Source organism: Pseudomonas sp. LBUM1644 (assembly GCF_059716195.1).
This window is the reverse complement of sequence record NZ_CP166812.1, coordinates 418553-437291: the sequence shown is the minus strand read 5'-3', so window position 1 is coordinate 437291 and position 18739 is coordinate 418553. Positions and strand designations below refer to the sequence as shown.

General features: G+C 61.8%; 20 protein-coding genes. All 20 read left to right on the top strand.

Translation table 11 applies throughout. From position 1 onward, the window contains the following. The first annotated feature begins 121 nt into the window (after positions 1-121). The 20 genes from ACA052_RS02045 (at position 122) to ACA052_RS01950 (ending at position 18515) form a co-directional block, all read left to right on the top strand. Complete coding sequence (locus ACA052_RS02045) at positions 122-847, top strand: beta-ketoacyl synthase chain length factor (RefSeq protein ID WP_497648173.1); 726 nt, start codon at positions 122-124, stop codon at positions 845-847. Then, positions 823-1632, top strand: a complete 810-nt coding sequence (locus ACA052_RS02040; protein WP_497648172.1) for a lysophospholipid acyltransferase family protein — start codon at positions 823-825, stop codon at positions 1630-1632. Before ACA052_RS02045 ends, ACA052_RS02040 begins: the two co-directional genes overlap by 25 nt. Then, the gene (locus ACA052_RS02035) at positions 1613-1873 is read left to right on the top strand and encodes a phosphopantetheine-binding protein (RefSeq protein WP_497648171.1); all 261 of its coding nucleotides are present in this window, start codon (positions 1613-1615) and stop codon (positions 1871-1873) included. Before ACA052_RS02040 ends, ACA052_RS02035 begins: the two co-directional genes overlap by 20 nt. A gap of 9 nt (positions 1874-1882) precedes the next feature. After that, positions 1883-2137, top strand: coding sequence for an acyl carrier protein (locus ACA052_RS02030; RefSeq protein ID WP_017336166.1), 255 nt, complete (start codon positions 1883-1885; stop codon positions 2135-2137). Continuing rightward, entirely contained in the window at positions 2134-2679 is a 546-nt protein-coding gene (locus tag ACA052_RS02025; RefSeq protein ID WP_497648170.1) for a COG4648 family protein, read from the top strand. The genes ACA052_RS02030 and ACA052_RS02025 overlap by 4 nt, the downstream gene beginning before the upstream one ends. Beyond that, complete coding sequence (locus ACA052_RS02020; RefSeq protein WP_497648169.1) at positions 2676-4355, top strand: ApeI family dehydratase; 1680 nt, start codon at positions 2676-2678, stop codon at positions 4353-4355. Before ACA052_RS02025 ends, ACA052_RS02020 begins: the two co-directional genes overlap by 4 nt. Before the next feature lie 161 nt (positions 4356-4516). After that, on the top strand, positions 4517-5251 hold the full coding sequence (locus ACA052_RS02015; RefSeq protein ID WP_497648168.1) for a glycosyltransferase family 2 protein: 735 nt from the start codon (positions 4517-4519) through the stop codon (positions 5249-5251). Further along, positions 5248-6195 (top strand): lysophospholipid acyltransferase family protein, encoded by a 948-nt coding sequence (locus tag ACA052_RS02010; RefSeq protein WP_497648167.1) that lies wholly within the window; start codon positions 5248-5250, stop codon positions 6193-6195. The genes ACA052_RS02015 and ACA052_RS02010 overlap by 4 nt, the downstream gene beginning before the upstream one ends. Then, positions 6176-7720, top strand: coding sequence for an HAL/PAL/TAL family ammonia-lyase (locus ACA052_RS02005; RefSeq protein WP_497648166.1), 1545 nt, complete (start codon positions 6176-6178; stop codon positions 7718-7720). Before ACA052_RS02010 ends, ACA052_RS02005 begins: the two co-directional genes overlap by 20 nt. Continuing rightward, positions 7713-8138 carry an acyl-CoA thioesterase gene (locus tag ACA052_RS02000; protein ID WP_497648165.1) on the top strand — a complete coding sequence of 142 codons (426 nt, stop codon included), beginning with the start codon at positions 7713-7715 and terminating at the stop codon, positions 8136-8138. The genes ACA052_RS02005 and ACA052_RS02000 overlap by 8 nt, the downstream gene beginning before the upstream one ends. Further along, positions 8135-8875, top strand: coding sequence for an outer membrane lipoprotein carrier protein LolA (locus ACA052_RS01995; protein WP_497648164.1), 741 nt, complete (start codon positions 8135-8137; stop codon positions 8873-8875). Before ACA052_RS02000 ends, ACA052_RS01995 begins: the two co-directional genes overlap by 4 nt. Next, positions 8859-11198, top strand: coding sequence for an MMPL family transporter (locus ACA052_RS01990; protein ID WP_497648163.1), 2340 nt, complete (start codon positions 8859-8861; stop codon positions 11196-11198). The genes ACA052_RS01995 and ACA052_RS01990 overlap by 17 nt, the downstream gene beginning before the upstream one ends. Then, a complete protein-coding gene (locus tag ACA052_RS01985; protein ID WP_497648162.1) occupies positions 11195-12355 on the top strand; it encodes a cation:proton antiporter in 1161 nt (386 codons plus the stop codon). Before ACA052_RS01990 ends, ACA052_RS01985 begins: the two co-directional genes overlap by 4 nt. Beyond that, positions 12342-13589: an NAD(P)/FAD-dependent oxidoreductase gene (locus ACA052_RS01980; protein ID WP_497648161.1), complete on the top strand. Its 1248-nt coding sequence runs from the start codon at positions 12342-12344 to the stop codon at positions 13587-13589. The genes ACA052_RS01985 and ACA052_RS01980 overlap by 14 nt, the downstream gene beginning before the upstream one ends. Then, complete coding sequence (locus ACA052_RS01975; protein ID WP_497648160.1) at positions 13586-14311, top strand: class I SAM-dependent methyltransferase; 726 nt, start codon at positions 13586-13588, stop codon at positions 14309-14311. Before ACA052_RS01980 ends, ACA052_RS01975 begins: the two co-directional genes overlap by 4 nt. 83 nt (positions 14312-14394) lie before the next feature. Continuing rightward, a complete protein-coding gene (locus ACA052_RS01970) occupies positions 14395-14913 on the top strand; it encodes a hypothetical protein (RefSeq protein WP_497650256.1) in 519 nt (172 codons plus the stop codon). Then, complete coding sequence (locus ACA052_RS01965) at positions 14910-16106, top strand: beta-ketoacyl-[acyl-carrier-protein] synthase family protein (RefSeq protein ID WP_497648159.1); 1197 nt, start codon at positions 14910-14912, stop codon at positions 16104-16106. The genes ACA052_RS01970 and ACA052_RS01965 overlap by 4 nt, the downstream gene beginning before the upstream one ends. Then, entirely contained in the window at positions 16103-16564 is a 462-nt protein-coding gene (locus ACA052_RS01960; protein WP_497648158.1) for a hotdog family protein, read from the top strand. The genes ACA052_RS01965 and ACA052_RS01960 overlap by 4 nt, the downstream gene beginning before the upstream one ends. After that, positions 16561-17289, top strand: a complete 729-nt coding sequence (gene fabG / locus ACA052_RS01955; RefSeq protein WP_497648157.1) for a 3-oxoacyl-ACP reductase FabG — start codon at positions 16561-16563, stop codon at positions 17287-17289. Before ACA052_RS01960 ends, fabG begins: the two co-directional genes overlap by 4 nt. Next, positions 17289-18515 (top strand): beta-ketoacyl-ACP synthase, encoded by a 1227-nt coding sequence (locus ACA052_RS01950; protein ID WP_497648156.1) that lies wholly within the window; start codon positions 17289-17291, stop codon positions 18513-18515. The genes fabG and ACA052_RS01950 overlap by 1 nt, the downstream gene beginning before the upstream one ends. The last annotated feature ends 224 nt before the right edge of the window (positions 18516-18739 follow it).

The following is an 18739-nucleotide window of genomic DNA, read 5'->3' as shown; positions in this document are numbered from 1 at the left end:
CAGCATTTGCTACACGTCCACCGCAACGGGATAATGCGCGCCACTCGGCGTTAAGCGCCACGTAAGGCCTGTCGCCGTTTTACGACTCTCCGCGTCAAGGAAGCCCGCAGGGGCGGGATGAATGCCTGTGATCAACTTCAACATCGCCCAATGGCGCGCATGGGCCCCTGGGCTCGAAAGCGTGGACGATTGGCAGGCCTGGAGCCGACAACCGGTCGTGCTTGCCAACAGCGATGCCGCCCCCGACGTTTCGTTTCTGCCGGCCATGCAGCGTCGGCGGCTGAGTCGTCTGGCGCGAATGGCATTCAGTGTCGGCTGGCCATTGGCCGATGGTCGCCAGGACCTACCGCTGGTCTTTATTTCCCGTCATGGAGAAACCCCGCGCACCTTCGACATTCTCAGCGACCTGGCTGCCGATCAGCCGTTGTCGCCGACCCAGTTCAGCCTGTCGGTGCACAACGCGATTATTGGCTTGTGGTCGATCATGCGCGGTGAAACCAGCGAAATGACGGCCCTCGCCGCCGCTGGTGATGGCCTTGAACACGGCATGCTAGAGGCCGCGGCGTTGCTTGCCGAAGGTGCGCCCGCCGTACTGTTGGTGGTCACTGAAGAACAACCTCCCGAGGCCTATTCGACCTGGATTGACGATGTGCCATTCCCGTATGCGGTCGGCCTGCTGCTGACCCCCGGCAACGACTGGCAGCTATCCCTGAACAGCACCTCCGATGAGTTGTCCAAAAGCCACTGGCCCCATGCCCTGAACCTATTGCGTACCCTGCTCGGCCAGCAGACTACCTGCCAACATGCCTGGAAAAATCGTGTATGGACCTGGCAACGCAACCCGTAACCGCTAAACACCGCGACGCCTATTACTGGCGCCTGCTGGCGACTGCCGCAAGCTTTACCCTGTTCGGGCTGGGAGGGCTGTGCCTGCGGCTGCTGGTTTTCCCGCTGCTAAACTGCCTGCCCGGCGATGCCCAGACTCATCGGCAGCGAGCGCGGCACACCGTCGCTCGCCTGTTCTGGTTTTTTGTCCGGTTCATGGCCCGTACCGGGGTGCTGACCTACGACATTCAGGGTGCGGAGAAACTCGGCCGTCCGGGGCAGATGATCATTGCCAATCACCCGTCGCTGATTGATGTGGTGTTCCTGATCGGCCTGGTGCGCCATGCCAATTGCGTGGTCAAGCAAAGCCTCTGGCAGAACCCCTTTACCCGTGGCCCGCTGCGCTGCACCGAATACATCAGCAACGATGGCAGCATGGACATGCTTGACGCCGCGGCCGATGCACTGAAAAGCGGCCAGACATTGATCATCTTTCCCGAAGGCACCCGCACCCAACCCGGTCAACCGCCAGCCTTTCATCGGGGTGCCGCGGCAATTGCCCTGCGCGGTGCGAGAATTCTGACCCCGGTGATTATCAAGGTCAGCCCGACCACGCTGACCAAGGCTGAACCCTGGTATCGGATCCCGAAGCGTCGCGTGCACTTCAGTTTCCGCGTGGGGGCCGATATAGACCCACAGACCTTTGCCGCACAAGGCCCGCCTCCACAAGCCTCGCGCAAGCTAAACGATTACCTGCACCACTACTTTATTAAGGAGCTCGCCGAAGATGAGCGATCTGCACCGTGAAATAAAACTGCTGATCATCGACGCCCTGGGCCTTGAAGACATCAACGCCGACGACATCGGCGACAACCAGACGCTGTTCGGCGAAGGCCTGGGCCTGGACTCGGTCGATGCCCTGGAACTCGGCCTGGCGATCCAGAAAAAGTACGGCATCAAAATCGACGCCGATGCCAAGGACACCCGTAATCACTTCAGCAACGTGACGAGCCTTGCGGCGTTCGTCACTGCAAAACAGGCAGCTTGAGACCGGACCATGCAAACTCGTGACGACATTTTCAACACCCTGCGCGATGCTCTGGTCGAACTCTTCGAGCTGGACCCCGAGCGCGTGAGCCTCGAATCCAACCTGTATCAGGACCTGGAAATCGACAGCATCGACGCGGTCGACCTGATCGATCACATCAAACGCCAGACCGGCAAAAAAATTGCCGCCGAAGAATTCAAGACGGTGCGTACTGTCAGCGACGTGGTTGAGGCGGTCTACCGTCTGGTTCAACCGGCCGCATGAGCCGACTGATCGGCCTTGGCCTGCTGCTGGCGGGCCTGTTGTACCCCTTCGCGGTGTATTTCGGCATGGAACATTTCGCTCCGTGGCAGTTCGGCCTGCTGCTGGGCAGCCTGTGGCTGGCGCGCGCGCTGACGGGCGTGCGGCGACCGGGGAGCCGGTGGATGGCCATCGTCGCCATCGTGTTTTGCCTGTTGCTGGCGCTGTTCGATAGCCCGGCCCTGCTGCGCTGGTACCCGGTGCTGATCAGCGGTTTCATGCTGATGCTGTTCGGTTTGAGCCTGAAATACGGCCCACCGATGGCCGAACGCCTGGCCCGTCTGCGTGAACCCCACTTGCCGGCCAAGGCGATTCGCTACACCCGCCAGGTCACGATTGCCTGGAGTGTGTTTTTTCTCTGCAACGGTTTGTGCGCCGCCGCCCTGACCCTTTGGGCGCCGCTGAGCTGGTGGATGTTGTACACCGGCCTGATCTCCTATGGATTGATCGGCCTGATGTTTGCCATTGAATGGCTGATACGACAACGGGTACGAGGCCACCCATGAATTGGATAAAACTTGAGCAATTGTTGCTCAAGGCTCAACCGGAGCGTGCCGTGACGGCCGAGCCGGCGCTGAATCACGCACACCTCTGCGAACAGGCCTTGAGCCTGGCGGCCGGCTTGCAAGCCCAAGGCGTGCGGCGCATTGCGGTGCACCTGGAAGACGCCGCCGACCTTGCGATTGCCCTGCTCGGCGCCTGGCGTGCCGGGGTCAGCGTGCTGTTGCCTGCCGACCTGCAAGCCCAAACTCGCCAACGCTGGGCGAGAGACGTCGACCTGTGGCTGACCGATCTGGCCGACGACACGCACTTGAACGATTACCGGCACCCGCCACTCATCGCCGCTGCACTGGATCTGGACGGCTGCTCGCTGAGCCTGTGCACGTCCGGTTCCAGTGGCGAACCCAAGCGCATCGACAAGACCCTGCGGCAACTGGCCAATGAAGTCGAAGCGCTGGAACAACTCTGGGGCATGGACCTGGGTGAGGCCTGCCTCATCGGCAGCGTCGCCACCCAACACATCTATGGCCTGCTGTTTCGGGTGCTATGGCCGCTGTGTGCCGGGCGCTCGTTCGTGCGCAAGCAACTGGCCTTCCCCGAAGACTTGCAGCGCGCCAGCCGCGAACACCCGGCGTTTGCCTGGGTCGCCAGCCCGGCGCTGCTCAAGCGCATGGGCGACAACCTCGACTGGCCGGCCCTGAGCGCGGTACGTCGAGTATTTTCCTCCGGTGGCGCTCTGCCGGTCGAGGCCGCGCAAAGCCTGCACGAGCGCCTGCAACAATGGCCGACGGAAATTTTCGGCAGCTCGGAAACCGGCGGCATTGCCTGGCGCCAGGGTCACGAACTCTGGCAGCCCTTCGCCGACTTGACGCTGAGCCAGGACCGCGACGGCGCACTGCTCATCGCCTCGCCGTACTTACCGCCGGGCCATATCGAACACACCGCCGATGCTGCGCGAATCGCTGCCGATGGACGCTTCGAACTGCTCGGACGGCTGGACCGGATCGTCAAACTGGAAGAAAAACGTATTTCACTGCCGATGCTGGAAAAGGCCTTGATGGATCACGACTGGGTCGCTGAAGCGCGCCTTGGGGTGGTCCAGGAAAATCGCGCGTCGCTGGGTGCCCTGCTGGTGTTGAGTGACTCGGGCTTGCATGCCTTGCGCAATCAGGGGCGACGCACCCTCACGCAAGCATTGCGTCAGCACCTGAGCCAACATTGCGAAGCCCTGGCCCTGCCGCGACGCTGGCGCCTGCTGCGGCAGTTGCCGCTGAATGCCCAAGGCAAACTGCCCCAAGCCGAAGTCGAAGCGTTGTTGCTGGCACCTCGTCCAAAGGCGCCGCAGGTGCTGGAACAGAGTGAAGTCGACGGTGAGTGGAGCCTGCAACTGGCAGTCCCGCCGGACCTCGCGTACTTCAGTGGCCATTTTCCCAAGGCCCCGGTATTGCCCGGCGTGGTGCAGGTGGACTGGGCGCTGAACCTCGGTCAGCAATTGATGGACCTGCCGCGAAAATTCGCCGGCATGGAAGTATTGAAGTTCCAGCAACTGGTGCGCCCGGGCGATGAAATCCAGCTACACCTGCGCTTCGACCCGGTGCGCAGCAAGCTGTATTTCGCCTACCGCAATGAAACCGCCACCTGCTCCAGCGGGCGGATTTTGCTGGAGGCTGTCTGTGGATAAGTTGAGACCTGTAGCAGCTGCCGCAGGCTGCGTCCGAGCGCGAAGCGCTCGCATCCGGTGTACGCCGGTTATTCTGAAAGAACCTCCGATACCGGTTTACGACTGCTTCGCAGCCGGACGCAGGCTTCGCCAGCTGCTACAAGGGCGGGATGTGAGCCAACATGCATAACCCCTGTGCCATCGTGCCCGTCTACAACCACGAAACCGCGATCACCACCGTGGTCGACGCGCTGCTCGCCTGCGGCCTGCCGTGCATTCTGGTGGACGATGCCAGTGATCAAGCCTGCGCTAAGGTGCTCGATCGACTGGACCGGCGCGAAATGGTCTACCTGATCCGGCTGACCGCCAATCAAGGCAAGGGCGGCGCGGTCATGACCGGTTTGCGCGAAGCCTCGCGCCTGGGCTTCAGCCATGCCCTGCAAGTGGACGCCGACGGCCAGCACGATCTGCAAGACGTCGCGATGTTCATCAAACAATCACGCGCCCACCCGCGTGCGGTGATTTGCGGCTATCCGCAATACGACGCCAGCGTACCGAAGGGTCGTTTGTATGCGCGCTACCTGACGCACGTCATGGTCTGGATCAACACGCTTTCGTTGCAGATTCGCGATTCCATGTGCGGTTTCCGCGTCTATCCATTGCCACCGACCCTGGCCCTGATCGACTCGGCCAACGTCGGTAAGCGCATGGACTTCGACTCGGACATTCTGGTGCGGCTGGCTTGGCGAAATCTGCCGATGCAGTGGTTGCCCACCAAGGTCCATTACCCGCTGGATGGCGTCTCGCATTTCCGGATGTTCCACGACAATGTGCTGATTTCGAGCATGCACACCCGGCTGTTTTTCGGCATGTTGTTGCGGGCTCCGGTGATTCTCTGGCGACGGTGGCGAGCATGAGCATTAACGCAGGCAAAGAACACTGGGCAGACCGTCAGGAGCGCGGCAGCTTCTGGCTGATGAAGCTCACCGCATTCGGTGCCAAAGTCCTCGGTCGTCGGCTGCTGAGCCCGGTGTTGTACGGCATCGTGTTGTACTTTTTCCTGTTCGGTCGCAGCGCCCGCCACAGCGCCTGGCAATACCAACAACGGCTCGCTGACTGGAGCGGCCGCAGCGCATTGCGCCCGAGCCATTGGCGGGTGTTCGGTCAGTTCATGGCGTTCGCCGACTCCATGCTCGACAAGCTCGATGTGTGGAACGGCAAGCTGAGCATCGAGCAGATCGAAATCATCGACCCGGCGTTGTTGCGCAATCAACTGCGCGGCACGCGTGGGCAGCTGCTGGTGGGGGCGCACCTGGGCAATCTCGAAGTCTGCCGTGCACTGGCGGAAATCGGTGAAAAAGTCACGATGAACGTGCTGGTGCACACCAAGCACGCCGAGCAGTTCAACCGCTTGCTCGGCGAAGCCGGCGCGACCAATCTGCGGCTGATTCAGGTCAGCGAACTGGACCCGGTGATCATGCTGCAACTGCACGAACGCCTGGAGCGCGGCGAGTGGCTGGCGATTGCCGGCGATCGTGTGCCGCTGCATGGCGGGCGCAGCGTGACGGTGGATTTCCTTGGCCATCCGGCAAAATTCCCACAAGGGCCATGGCTTCTGGCAGGGCTATTGAAATGCCCGGTCAACCTGCTGCTGTGTCTTAAAAAACCCGATGGCGATTATCGACTGACCCTCGAACCTTTCGCTGATGCGATCACCTGGAAACGCAGCGACCGCGAGCAGGTCATTCATCAGTGGGCCTCCCGCTACGCCGAACGCTTGGGTCACTATTGCCTCGAAGCGCCTCAACAATGGTTCAACTTTTACCCTTTCTGGAAGACCGATGACGACGCCAACGCTTGAGCCGGTAACCTTCGGCGAACTCCCTTTGCGCATCGAAGACGTGCTGGCCCTGGCCAACCGCCAGGTGCCGACGCAGCTGCAAGGCGACCCTGCGTACCGCGAGCGCATCGCCAAGGGCGCGCGATTCCTCGACTCGCTGCTGGACAAGGAAGGCGTGATCTATGGCGTGACCACCGGTTATGGCGACTCCTGCGTGGTCGCGGTGCCGCTGCATCACGTCGAGGCGCTGCCTCGTCACCTGTATACCTTCCACGGCTGTGGCCTGGGCAAACTGCTCGACGCCCAAGCCACTCGCGCGGTGCTCGCGGCCCGTTTGCAGTCGCTGTGCCATGGCGTGTCCGGGGTGCGCGTGGAACTGCTGGAACGCCTGCAAGCGTTCCTCGAACACGACATCCTGCCGCTGATCCCGGAAGAAGGCTCAGTGGGCGCCAGCGGTGATCTGACGCCGCTGTCCTACGTCGCCGCGACCTTGTCCGGCGAGCGCGAAGTGATGTTCCGTGGCGAACACCGACAAGCCGCCGACGTGCACCGCGAACTCGGTTGGCAGCCGCTGGTTTTGCGCCCCAAAGAAGCCCTGGCGCTGATGAACGGCACCGCCGTCATGACCGGCCTCGCCTGCCTGGCCTTTGCCCGCGCCGATTACCTGCTGCAACTGGCCACCCGCATCACCGCGTTGAACGTGGTCGCTTTGCAGGGCAACCCGGAACACTTCGACGAGCGCCTGTTCGCCGCCAAACCCCATCCAGGCCAGATGCAAGTGGCCGCGTGGCTGCGCAAGGACCTGGCCATCGACGCGCCAACGGCACCGTTGCATCGCCTGCAGGATCGCTATTCCCTGCGCTGCGCGCCGCACGTGCTTGGCGTGTTGGCCGATAGCCTGAACTGGCTGCGCTCGTTCATCGAGATCGAACTCAACAGCGCCAACGACAACCCGATCATCGATGCCGAAGCCGAGCGCGTGCTGCACGGCGGGCACTTCTATGGCGGCCATATCGCGTTCGCCATGGACAGCCTGAAAAACCTGGTGGCCAACGTGGCCGACCTGCTGGACCGGCAACTCGCGCTGCTGGTGGACGAGCGTTACAACCATGGCTTGCCGAGCAATTTGTCCGGCGCCACCGCGGACCGTGCGATGCTCAACCACGGCTTCAAGGCTGTGCAAATAGGTACCAGTGCCTGGACCGCCGAAGCGCTGAAAAACACCATGCCGGCCAGCGTCTTCTCGCGCTCCACCGAATGCCACAACCAGGACAAGGTGAGCATGGGCACCATCGCCGCCCGCGATGCGATCCGCGTGCTGGAGCTGACCGAACAGGTTGCCGCCGCCACCCTGCTGGCCGCCAACCAAGGCGTCTGGCTGCGCAGCAAGGCCGAAGATGCGCGACCATTGCCGCCCGCCCTCGCCGCGATGCACGAAGAACTGGCCAAGGACTTCCCGCCCGTCATCGAAGACCGCGCGCTTGAAGGCGAATTGCGCCTGTGCCTGAAGCGTATTGCCGAGCAACACTGGAGGCTGCATGCGTAGCAAGGGAGTGCTTCACACCGATACGGAAATCCTCGTGCCGTTCTTTGACGTCGACACCATGAACGTTGTCTGGCACGGCCATTACGTCAAATACCTGGAAGTCGCCCGTTGTGCATTGCTGGACAAGATCGGCCACAACTACACGGCGATGGTCGAATCAGGTTACGCCTGGCCGGTGATCGACTTGCAGCTGCGCTACGTGCGCGGCGCTGTGTTCGGACAGAAGCTGAACGTGCGCGCCAATCTGGTGGAGTGGGAGAATCGCCTGAAGATCAATTACCTGATCAGCGACCTGGACACCGGCGAACGCTTGACCCGCGCCGTTTCCGTGCAGGTTGCCGTCGACATGAGCAACCGCGAAATGCAGTTGGCCTCGCCGAAAGTCTTCACCGACGCCGTCGAAAGGATACTCGCATGAACCCGCTGAACACCCTCAGTAGCAGCTGCCGAGCCCGCGAGGCGGCGTTCGGCGGCGAAGCCGTCGCAAAACCTGTACATGTGGTACATGAGAAAGAACGCTGGGCGAGTGCTGCGCACTCGAACGCAGGTTTCGCCAGCTGCTACAGGTTTGTGGTGGGGTTGATATTGGCGGTTGGATTTACTTCGTTGGCGCAGGCGTTTGATCTGCAACAGCTCAGCGATCAACTGGCCAAACCTGATGTGATCCATGGCAACTTCGTCCAGGAAAAACACCTGCGCGCCCTGCCCCAGCCGCTGACCAGCAAGGGTACCTTCGTACTCGCCAAAAACCACGGCCTGCTGTGGTTGCTGAAAACCCCGCTGAAACAGGATTACCGCATTACGGCCAAAGGCATCGCGCGACGTGACGCCAAGGGCTGGCAAATGTTGCCCGGCAAGAGCGCCGGCGCCGAGCAGAACCGCTTGTTTCTGGCCGTGCTGCAAGGCGACAGCAGCGGACTGCAACGGGACTTCGAACTTTCGCTGAGCGGCGATGCTCAGAACTGGAAGTTGACCCTGGTCCCACGTTCGCTGCTGCTGAAGCAAGTGTTCAATCAAATCAATATTGCGGGTGGCGAGTTGGTGCAAACCATCGAGCTGTTGGAAACCCAGGGCGACAGCACCCTTTTGCGCATGCAGGACAGCACCCGCGCACAACCGTTGAGCGACCCGGAGCAACATGACTTTGCCGAGTGAACGGAGTCTTCCGCGGCTGTTCCTGATCCTGCTGCTGGCGGTGCTCGCGCTCGCCGGCTGGCAATGGCGTGACGGCGCGCCGCTGTCGGCCAACCTGATGGAGCTGGTGCCCGGCACGGCACCGGACCCACTGGAACTGCGCGCCGAACAGCGCATGCAAGAACCGTTGAACCGCGAAATGCTGGTACTGGTCGGCCACACCGATCGTCAGCAAGCCGTCGCCATGGCGCAGACACTGGGCGAGCAGTGGCAGGCCAGCGGTTTGTTCGAAAAGGTCCAGTGGACCTTGCAAGCCGACCTCCCTGCGCTGCGCACGCAATTGCTGCAAGGTCGCCTGGCAATGCTGTCTGCGGCGGATCGTCAGCAGTTGATCGAGCACCCCGATGCGTTTATCCAGCAACGGGTGCAAGCCCTGTTCGACCCCTTCACCGGCTTCAGCCTGGTGCCAAGCCAGGATGACTGGCTCGGCCTGACCGGCCGTATCCAGAACAGCCAGCCACAACACGGCTCGGTGCAGCTGGACATTGGCAGCGGTGCGTTGGTCGCCGATACCGACGGTAAAAGTTGGGTATTGCTGCGGGCTCGAACGACCGGCAATGCCTTCGACATGAACCTGCCGCTGCAGGTCGCGGATCTGCTCAAGCACAGCCGCGAAGAGGCCGCCCGGTCAGACGTGCAACTGCTCGCCGCCAGCGGTCTGCTCTACGCGGCCAACGGTCAGCAACAAGCCACACGCGAAATCACCTGGGTCGGCGGCGGTGCCACCCTCGGGATTCTGTTGTTGCTGTTGCTGGCCTTCCGCCGTTTGCGAGTGTTGCTGGCGTTTGTCCCGGTGCTGGTGGGCATGCTGTTTGGCGCGGTGGCCTGCGTGGCGATGTTCGGCCATATGCATGTGATGACCCTGGTGCTCGGCTCCAGCCTGATTGGCGTCGCGGTCGATTACCCGCTGCATTACCTGTCCAAGAGCTGGAGCCTGAAACCCTGGCACAGTTGGCCAGCGCTGCGCCTGACGTTGCCGGGCCTGACGCTGAGCCTGATCACCAGCTGCATCGGCTACCTGGCGCTGGCATGGACACCGTTTCCGGCGCTGACCCAGATCGCCGTGTTCTCCGCCGCCGGCCTGCTCGGCGCCTACTTGTCCGCCGTGTGCCTGCTACCTGCACTGCTCAAGGGCACGGATATACGTCCCGCGCAGTGGCTGCTGCGCATCTCCGAGTTTCTGGTGAACCTGCGGGAAACGCTGCTCAAATACGTGAGTACCCCGATTCTTTTGGCCCTGCTTATCGCCTTCTGTGTCGGCGGCCTGCTGCAGCTCGACAGCAAAAATGACATCCGCCAGTGGATCGGTGCGCCGCAGCAGTTGACCGAGGAAGCCCGGACCATTGCACGAATCACGGGCTATCAACCCACCAGCCAGTTTTTTCTGGTTCGCGGGAGCAACCAACAGCAATTGCTGGAACGCCAAACCGCGCTGAGCGAACGCCTGGATCAACTGGTCAACCTGGACAAACTCCAGGGCTATCTATCGCTGAATCAACTGGTCAGCCAACCGAGCGAACAACGCCAGGTACGTGAAGCGCTGAACAAGCTGCCGGCCTTCTGGCAGCCGCTGCTCGATGTCGGCGTGCCGGTCGAGGCGCTGCACACCGAATTGGCGAAGCTGCAGGCGCTGCCTGTCGAAGACATTGATGCGGCGTTGGCCGGCCCCTTGGCGGAACCCTATCGCCCGCTGTGGTTGGGCCCGACCGAGGACGGCGTGGCGGCAATGGTCAGCCTGCAAGGTCTGAACAATCCCGCACTGCTGCAAGTTCAGGCGTTGGATTTGCCGGGTGTGAAATTGGTCGATCGCCTTGGCGAGTTGAACACTGTTTTCGCCGCGACTCAGATCAGCGCCGCTGAATTGAAACTCGCCTCCTGCGTGCTGATCGTGCTGGTGTTGATCCTGCCGTTCGGCCTCGGTGGCGCATTGCGCATCGTCGCGCTGCCATTGCTGGCGGCGCTGTGCAGCCTGGCCAGTCTCGGCTGGCTCGGCCAGCCGCTGACACTGTTCAGCCTGTTCGGCCTGCTGCTGGTGACGGCGATCAGCGTCGACTACGCGATCCTTATGCGCGAACAGGTTGGCGGCGCCGCCGTGAGCCTGCTGGGCACCTTGCTGGCGGCGCTGACCACCTGGCTGTCGTTCGGTTTGCTGGCGGTGTCGAGCACACCGGCCGTGAGCAATTTTGGGTTGTCGGTCAGCCTGGGCCTGGCCTTCAGCTTCATGCTGGCGCCGTGGGCTGGACGACACGTCCACGCCCTGCCTGTGGCGGAGCCGGCAGCATGATGATCCTCCTGTTTTGGGCAATGGCCCTGGTGCTGTTCGCCATCGCGACCCGAGTCGGTCGGTACTTCGGCCTGATTCCAATTGTCAGTCAGTTACTGTTGGCGACCGTCGGCCTGCCACTGCTGATGTACTTCTGGATAGAACCTCATTGGCAATTGAGCGGCGTGGCGCTGGTGTCGCCGATCTGGCTGAAAAACCTCTACAGCTTGAGTTTCGCGCTGCTGCTCGGCTATATCCTCAGCGATGTGATTGACCTGCGACTCGATCGCCAGAGCCTGAAAATCGCCCTGCCGAGTTTCTGCATTCCGTTCACCTGCGGCCTGGCCACGGCGATCTGGCTACTGCCGCCGCAGCCATGGCTCAGTTCGCTGGCTGTCGGTTTGCTGTTCGCTATTACGGCGATTCCGGTGTTGTACCTGTACTTGCGGCATATCAACTACCCAGACGCCGCCACTCGGCGACTGGTACAAACCGCGATCCTCATCGACCTGACCTGCTGGACGCTGTTCGCCATCGCCCAAGGGACCTTGCACCTGAGCAGCCTGCTGCTGCCATTGGCTGGCGCCTGCCTGCCCGTGCTGTTGCGGTTGCTCGGCCTGCGGCAGACATGGCTCTACAGCGTGTGTTTTTTCGCCCTGCTGGTCGTCGCCGAACACTACAAACTCAACGCGCTGATTTTCGGCATCGGTTATCTGTTGATCATGGCCGCGCTGAAAGCGCCGCTGGTGCTGCCGTTGCCGGTGATCTGGATGAGCCGTTTGCAGACGTACGTGGCGATCCCGCTGATCCTCACGTTCGGTATCGTGCAGATCAACGTCCACAGCGCCATGGACAGCCTCAGTGGTGCGCAACTTGTTGCACTGTTGCTGTTGCCGATTGCCAGCAAATTGCTGGGCAACTGGCTGGGCCTCGGCTGGGCCGGCGCTTCGTTTGAAGGCGCCAGTCGCTGGCGCGAAAGTATCTTGCTGAACATTCGCGGCTTGAGCGAGATCGTGTTTCTCAACCTGCTGCTGCAACAACAACTCATCAGCCCGGCGCTGTACTTTGCGCTGATGCTGATGGGCCTGATCGCGACACTGCTGCCGGCATTGGCCGGCATGCACCGGATCCCCTTGAAAGCTGCCGTCCCGGCAAGGAGCCCCCATGCCAACCGTTGAAACGGAACGTCGCCAGGTCGTCATCATTGGCGCGGGCCCCTCGGGCGCCATCGCCGCCGCGCTGCTCAAGCGCAAAGGTCACGATGTGCTGATGATCGAGCGCCAGCATTTCCCCCGATTCTCCATCGGTGAAAGCCTGTTGTCGCACTGCCTGGATTTTGTCGAAGAAGCCGGCATGCTGGACGCAGTGAACGCGGCCGGTTTCCAGCTGAAAACCGGTGCGGCATTTGCCTGGGGCGAGCACTACAGCGCGTTTGATTTCGGCGACACTTTCAGCAACGGCAAGCCGACCACCTTTCAGGTCCAGCGCGCCGATTTCGACAAACTGCTGGCAGATCAGGCCGCCCTGCAAGGTGTGGAAGTCCGTTACGGCGAAACCATCGTCAGCGTCGATGTCGACCTCGCAAAGCCGCAACTCGGCGTGCTTCGCGAGGACGGCAGCGAGTACCGCATCGAAGCCGATTTCATGCTCGATGCCAGCGGTTATGGCCGTGTCCTGCCCCGCTTGCTGGACCTTGAAGCACCGTCGAATTTCCCGGTGCGCCAGGCCGTGTTCACGCACGTCGAAGACCACATCGACAACCCGAATTTCGACCGCACGAAGATCCTCGTCACCACCCATCCGACCCAGCGCGATATCTGGTTCTGGACCATTCCGTTCAGCAACGGCCGCTGCTCGGTGGGGGTGGTCGCGGCCGCCGAACACTTCGAAGGTCGTAGCGAAAATCTCGACGATTGCCTGCGCGGTTTCATCGCTGATACCCCAAGCCTTTCCGGCGTGTTGAACAACGCGGTGTGGGATACGCCGGCGCGAACCATCGGCGGCTACTCGGCCAACGTCAAAACCCTGCACGGTCCGGGTTTTGCGTTGCTGGGCAACGCGGCGGAATTTCTCGACCCGGTGTTTTCCTCCGGCGTGACCATCGCCATGCGCTCCGCGAGCATGGCCGCCGCCGTGCTGCACCGCCAGTTGCAAGGTGAAAGCGTCGACTGGCAAACCGAGTTCGCCGAGCCGCTCAAGCGCGGCGTCGACACCTTCCGTTGTTACGTCGAAGGCTGGTACGCCGGGACGTTCCAGGATGTGATCTACCACCCGGACAGCTCACCGGACATCCGTCGCATGATCAGTTCGATCCTCGCCGGTTATGCCTGGGACGAACGCAATCCATTTGTCGCCGAACCCAAGCGCCGGCTGCGGATGCTGTCGGAACTCTGTGCAAGAGATGCCACATGAGTTACCTGAGCGACAACTACGTGGAAGAAACCCGCTTCGGTTTCTGGTTCCTGCGCAGCCACACCTGGCAGCATCGTGTGCTTCGCGTGGCAATCGACGATCTGCGCAGCCTGTTCAGCGAGCCGTTGCCAGCCCATCCGGTGTTGCTGGATGCGGGATGCGGCCAGGGTAAATCGTTCCAACACCTGCGCCAGGTCTTTGCGCCGCAGCGCTTGATCGGTGTCGACGCCGACCCGCACAGCCTGAACCTGAGCGCTGAAGAAGCGGCACGTCAGGGCATGGACGTGGAGTTGATCGGCAGCGACTGCGCCACGCTCGCCGTGCCGGACGCCAGCGTTGATCTGCTGTTTTGTCACCAGACCTTTCATCATCTGGTGGAGCAGGAAAAGGCACTGGCCGAGTTCTACCGCGTGCTCAAGCCGGGCGGTTATCTGCTGTTCGCCGAATCGACCGAGGCCTACATTGATACGTGGGTGATTCGCTGGTTGTTCCGTCACCCGATGCATGTGCAGAAAAGCGCCGCTGGGTATCTGGAGATGGTTCGTCGGCAGGGTTTCGAATTCGGTCCGCAGAACGTGTCTTATCCGTACTTGTGGTGGAGCCGCGCCAAGGATTTCGGCCTGCTCGAACGCTTGGGCCTGCGCCAGCCAAAGCCCTTTGGCCAACGGGAAGAAACCTTGGTCAATGTGGTTGCGTGTAAACCGCTTGAAGGTACTGCGTGATGTCCACTGTAGGAGCAAGCTTGCTCGCGAAAAACCCCTGGACGACGCGTTTATTCAGACAGCACGCGTTATCGTTAACGTCCATCGCGAGCAAGCTCGCTCCTACAGGGTGTGCGGTGGTGCTGCGATTTCTGCTGTTTGGCGCTGTCCTGCTGCTAAGCGCTTGCGCCAGCCAGGCGCCGTTGCCCGAGCAATCTCCCACCCTGGCGTTGCCGGTGCAGTTGCACATCCAACGCCTGAAAGCTGATCAGCGTCTGGATTGGGTGTTGGTGATCCAGCGTGAAGGCCCGAGCATTCGCTGGTCGATGATGGACTTGCTGGGTATTCCCCAGGCGCGTCAGAAATTGATTGATGGCAAGTGGCAGGCCGACGGCCTGCTGCCACCCAATCCGGAAGCCCGCGAGCTGTTCGCGGCGCTGCTGTTTGCGTTGACGCCCAAGGATGAACTGCACGGCAATTATCCCGATGCGTGGCAACATGGCGCGCAACGATCCCTGCCAACGCGCTGGGATGTCCGTTATTCACAACCCATGAGCTTTGAATTGAACCTGCCCAAAGGTCCGAAGTACGAAGTCACGCCCCTGAGCGGAGACACGCCATGACCGCCTACCTGAACGCCCTCGGGGTGATCTGCGCCCTGGGCCGTGGCAAGCAGGAAATCGCACGCAATCTATTTGCCGGCGATTGCTCCGGCATGCGCAGTGAAGCCGGCTGGGTGGCTGAACGGTCATTGCCGGTGGCTGCCGTGCAAGGTGAACTGGCGCCGATTCCGGCTGAGTTGTCCGAGCAAGGCAGTCGCAATAATCAGTTGCTGCTGGAAGCCGGGCTGCAGATTCGCAAAGAGATCGATTCTGCCATCCAGACTTATGGCCGTGGCCGTATCGGCGTGGTGCTGGGCACCAGCACTTCGGGCATCGATGAGGCCAGCCGTGGGTTGGCCCATTACATCCGCGAGCATGAGTTCCCCGCTGATTACGACTATCAGCAACAGGAACTCGGCGCCCCGGCGAATTTCCTCGCCGACTGGCTGCAATTGAGCGGCCCGGCCTACGTGATTTCCACGGCCTGCACCTCCAGCGCCCGGGCGCTGATGAGTGCCCAGCGACTGTTGGACCTTGGCCTGTGCGACGCCGTGTTGTGCGGCGGCGTCGACACGCTGTGCAAGCTGACCCTCAATGGTTTCTCGGCGCTGGAAGCGGTCTCGGAAAGCCGATGCAATCCGTTTTCGGTCAACCGCAACGGCATTAACATCGGCGAAGCGGCGGTGCTGTTCCTGATGAGTAAAAGCGCCGGTGACAGCCAGCCGATTGCCCTGCTGGGCAGCGGCGCCAGTTCCGATGCGCACCATATTTCCGCGCCGGAACCGACGGGCCGTGGCGCCTTGCAAGCAATGCGCAAGGCGTTGAGCCGCGCGCAGCTGCAACCCGAACAGATCAGCTACCTGAATTTGCACGGCACGGCCACGCAACACAACGACGCCATGGAAAGCGTGGCCGTAACGACGCTGTTTCCGAACGGCGTGCCTTGTTCATCGACCAAGCCAATGACCGGCCACACCCTCGGTGCCGCCGGCGCGCTGGAAGCCGCGTTCTGCTGGTTGAGCCTGAGTGCGGATAACCGCCAGCAGGCTTTGCCGCCGCACGTCTGGGATGGCCAGCCGGATCCAACGCTGCCTGCACTCAACTGGGTGACCCCAGCCGATCATCTGGCGTCCATTGCACCTCGCTACCTGATGAGCAATTCCTTTGCCTTCGGTGGCAACAACGTCAGCCTGATTATCGGAGACGCACCATGATTGACTGGCCGCTCGCCGAGTTGCTGCCCCACGCTGGCGACATGATCCTTATCGAAGAAATCCTGGCGTTCGATGACGAGCAGATTCACACCCGCCTCATCGTCAGGCCCGATGGGCTATTCAACCATCCCGACGGCAGTTTGCCGGCCTGGGTCGGCATCGAACTGATGGCGCAAAGTGTCGCCGCCTATGCCGGTTGCCATGCGCGCCAGCGGGGCGATGCAGTGGAGCTGGGCTTCCTGCTTGGCACCCGCAAATTCGAATGCAACGTCGAACGCTTCCCCGCCGGTACCGAGCTGACCATCCACGGCATGCGCTCGCTGGAAGACGACAACGGCATGGGCGTGTTCGAATGCCACATCAACGCCTCCGGCATCCATGCGACCGCCCGTCTGAACGTGTTTCGCCCGCCTCAAGCCGCTCAATATCTTCATGAATCCGAAGGAGTCCAGTCATGACTGAATCCGTACTGGTCACCGGTTCCAGCCGCGGCATTGGCCGCGCCATCGCTTTGCGCCTGGCCCAGGCCGGGCATGACCTCGTGTTGCATTGCCGCAGCGGTCTGGCGGACGCTGGCGCGGTGAAGGACGAGGTCGAAGCCTTGGGGCGCAACGCGCGCGTCTTGCAATTCGACGTGTCCGACCGCGCCAGCTGCAAAGCCATTCTCGAAGCCGACGTGGAAACCCACGGCGCCTATTACGGCGTGGTGCTCAACGCCGGCCTGACACGCGACGGTGCTTTTCCGGCCTTGAGCGAGGATGATTGGGACGTGGTGATGCGCACCAACCTCGACGGTTTTTATAACGTGCTGCACCCGGTGATGATGCCGATGATTCGTCGGCGCGCGGCCGGGCGAATTGTGTGCATCACCTCAGTTTCCGGCTTGATCGGTAACCGTGGCCAGGTCAATTACAGCGCGTCCAAGGCCGGCTTGATCGGCGCCGCGAAGGCGCTAGCCATCGAGTTGGGCAAGCGCAAAATCACCGTCAACTGTGTCGCACCCGGCTTGATCGACACAGCCATGCTCGACGAAAACGTGCCGGTGGAAGAACTGATGAAAATGATTCCTGCACAACGCATGGGCACCCCCGAAGAGGTGGCCGGCGCGGTGAATTTCCTGATGTCGGCGGAAGCGTCGTACATCACCCGGCAGGTTCTGGCTGTCAACGGAGGCCTGTGCTGATGAAGCGCGTCGTCGTCACCGGCATGGCCGGCATCACCTCACTGGGCAGCGACTGGGAAACCATCGCCGGCCACTTCGCGGCCAACCGCAGCGGCATTCGCCGGATGGACGAGTGGGATCGTTTCACCGAACTCAACACACGCCTGGCCGGGCCGATTGATGATTTCAAAGTGCCGAGCCACTGGACCCGCAAGCAACTGCGCAGCATGGGCCGCGTATCGCGCCTGGCGGTCGGCGCGGCTGAACGGGCGCTGGCTGATGCCGGCCTGCTGGGCGACGAGTCGATCAAGGACGGGCGCATGGGCGTCGCGTGCGGCTCCTCCACCGGCAGCACCGACGAGATCAAGGCATTCGGCAACATGCTGCTCAACTCAGTGGCCGAGGGCCTCAACGCCAACTCGTACGTGCGCATGATGCCGCACACCACGGCGGCGAACATCAGTATCTTCTTCGGCCTCACCGGCCGGTTGATCCCGACTTCCAGTGCCTGCACCAGCGGTAGCCAAGGCATCGGCTACGCCTACGAATCGATCAAGTTCGGCCGCTTGCCGCTGATGCTCGCCGGCGGCGCCGAAGAGCTGTGCCCGACCGAAGCCATGGTCTTCGACGCGCTCTATGCCACCAGCCTGAAAAACGACGCACCCCAGACCAGCCCTCGCCCGTATGACAAGGGTCGCGATGGCCTGGTGATCGGCGAAGGCGGCGGCATGCTGGTGCTTGAAGAACTCGAACACGCCTTGGCGCGCGGCGCGCACATCCACGCCGAACTCGTCGGTTTCGGCAGCAACGCCGACGGCCAGCACACCACCCGCCCGGAGCAGGTCACCATGCGCCGAGCCATGGAACTGGCGCTGGAAGACGCCGGGCTACAGCCGTCGGACATCGGCTACGTCAACGGTCACGGCACCGCGACCGAACAAGGCGACATTGCCGAAACACTGGCGACCAGCAGCCTGTTCGGCGAGCACATGCCGATCAGTTCGCAGAAAAGTTTCCTCGGCCACACCCTCGGCGCCTGCGGTGCGCTGGAGTCCTGGTTCAGCATCGAGATGATGAACAGCGATTTGTATGCGCACACCTTCAACCTGGACGAGGTTGATCCGCATTGCGGCAAGCTTGATTACCTGCGGGGTGAGTTTCGACAGATGAGCAATCAGTATGTGATGAACAACAACTTTGCGTTTGGCGGGGTTAATACGTCGCTGATTTTTCGGCGTTGGTCGTAAGCAAGATCAAAAGATCGCAGCCTGCGGCAGCTCCTACACCGATCCCTGTAGGAGCTGCCGAAGGCTGCGATCTTTTGATTTTCGATGATGAACCGGACACTTGAGGATATTTCCTACCCGTTTCACCGCAATTTCCTAACGCTTGGCGCGCCTCGTCCGCCAGTGCCTTCTGATTTTTGCTCTGCCTGAGCTGAGCGGGATCTACGACTGTTAGGGTTCAGGGA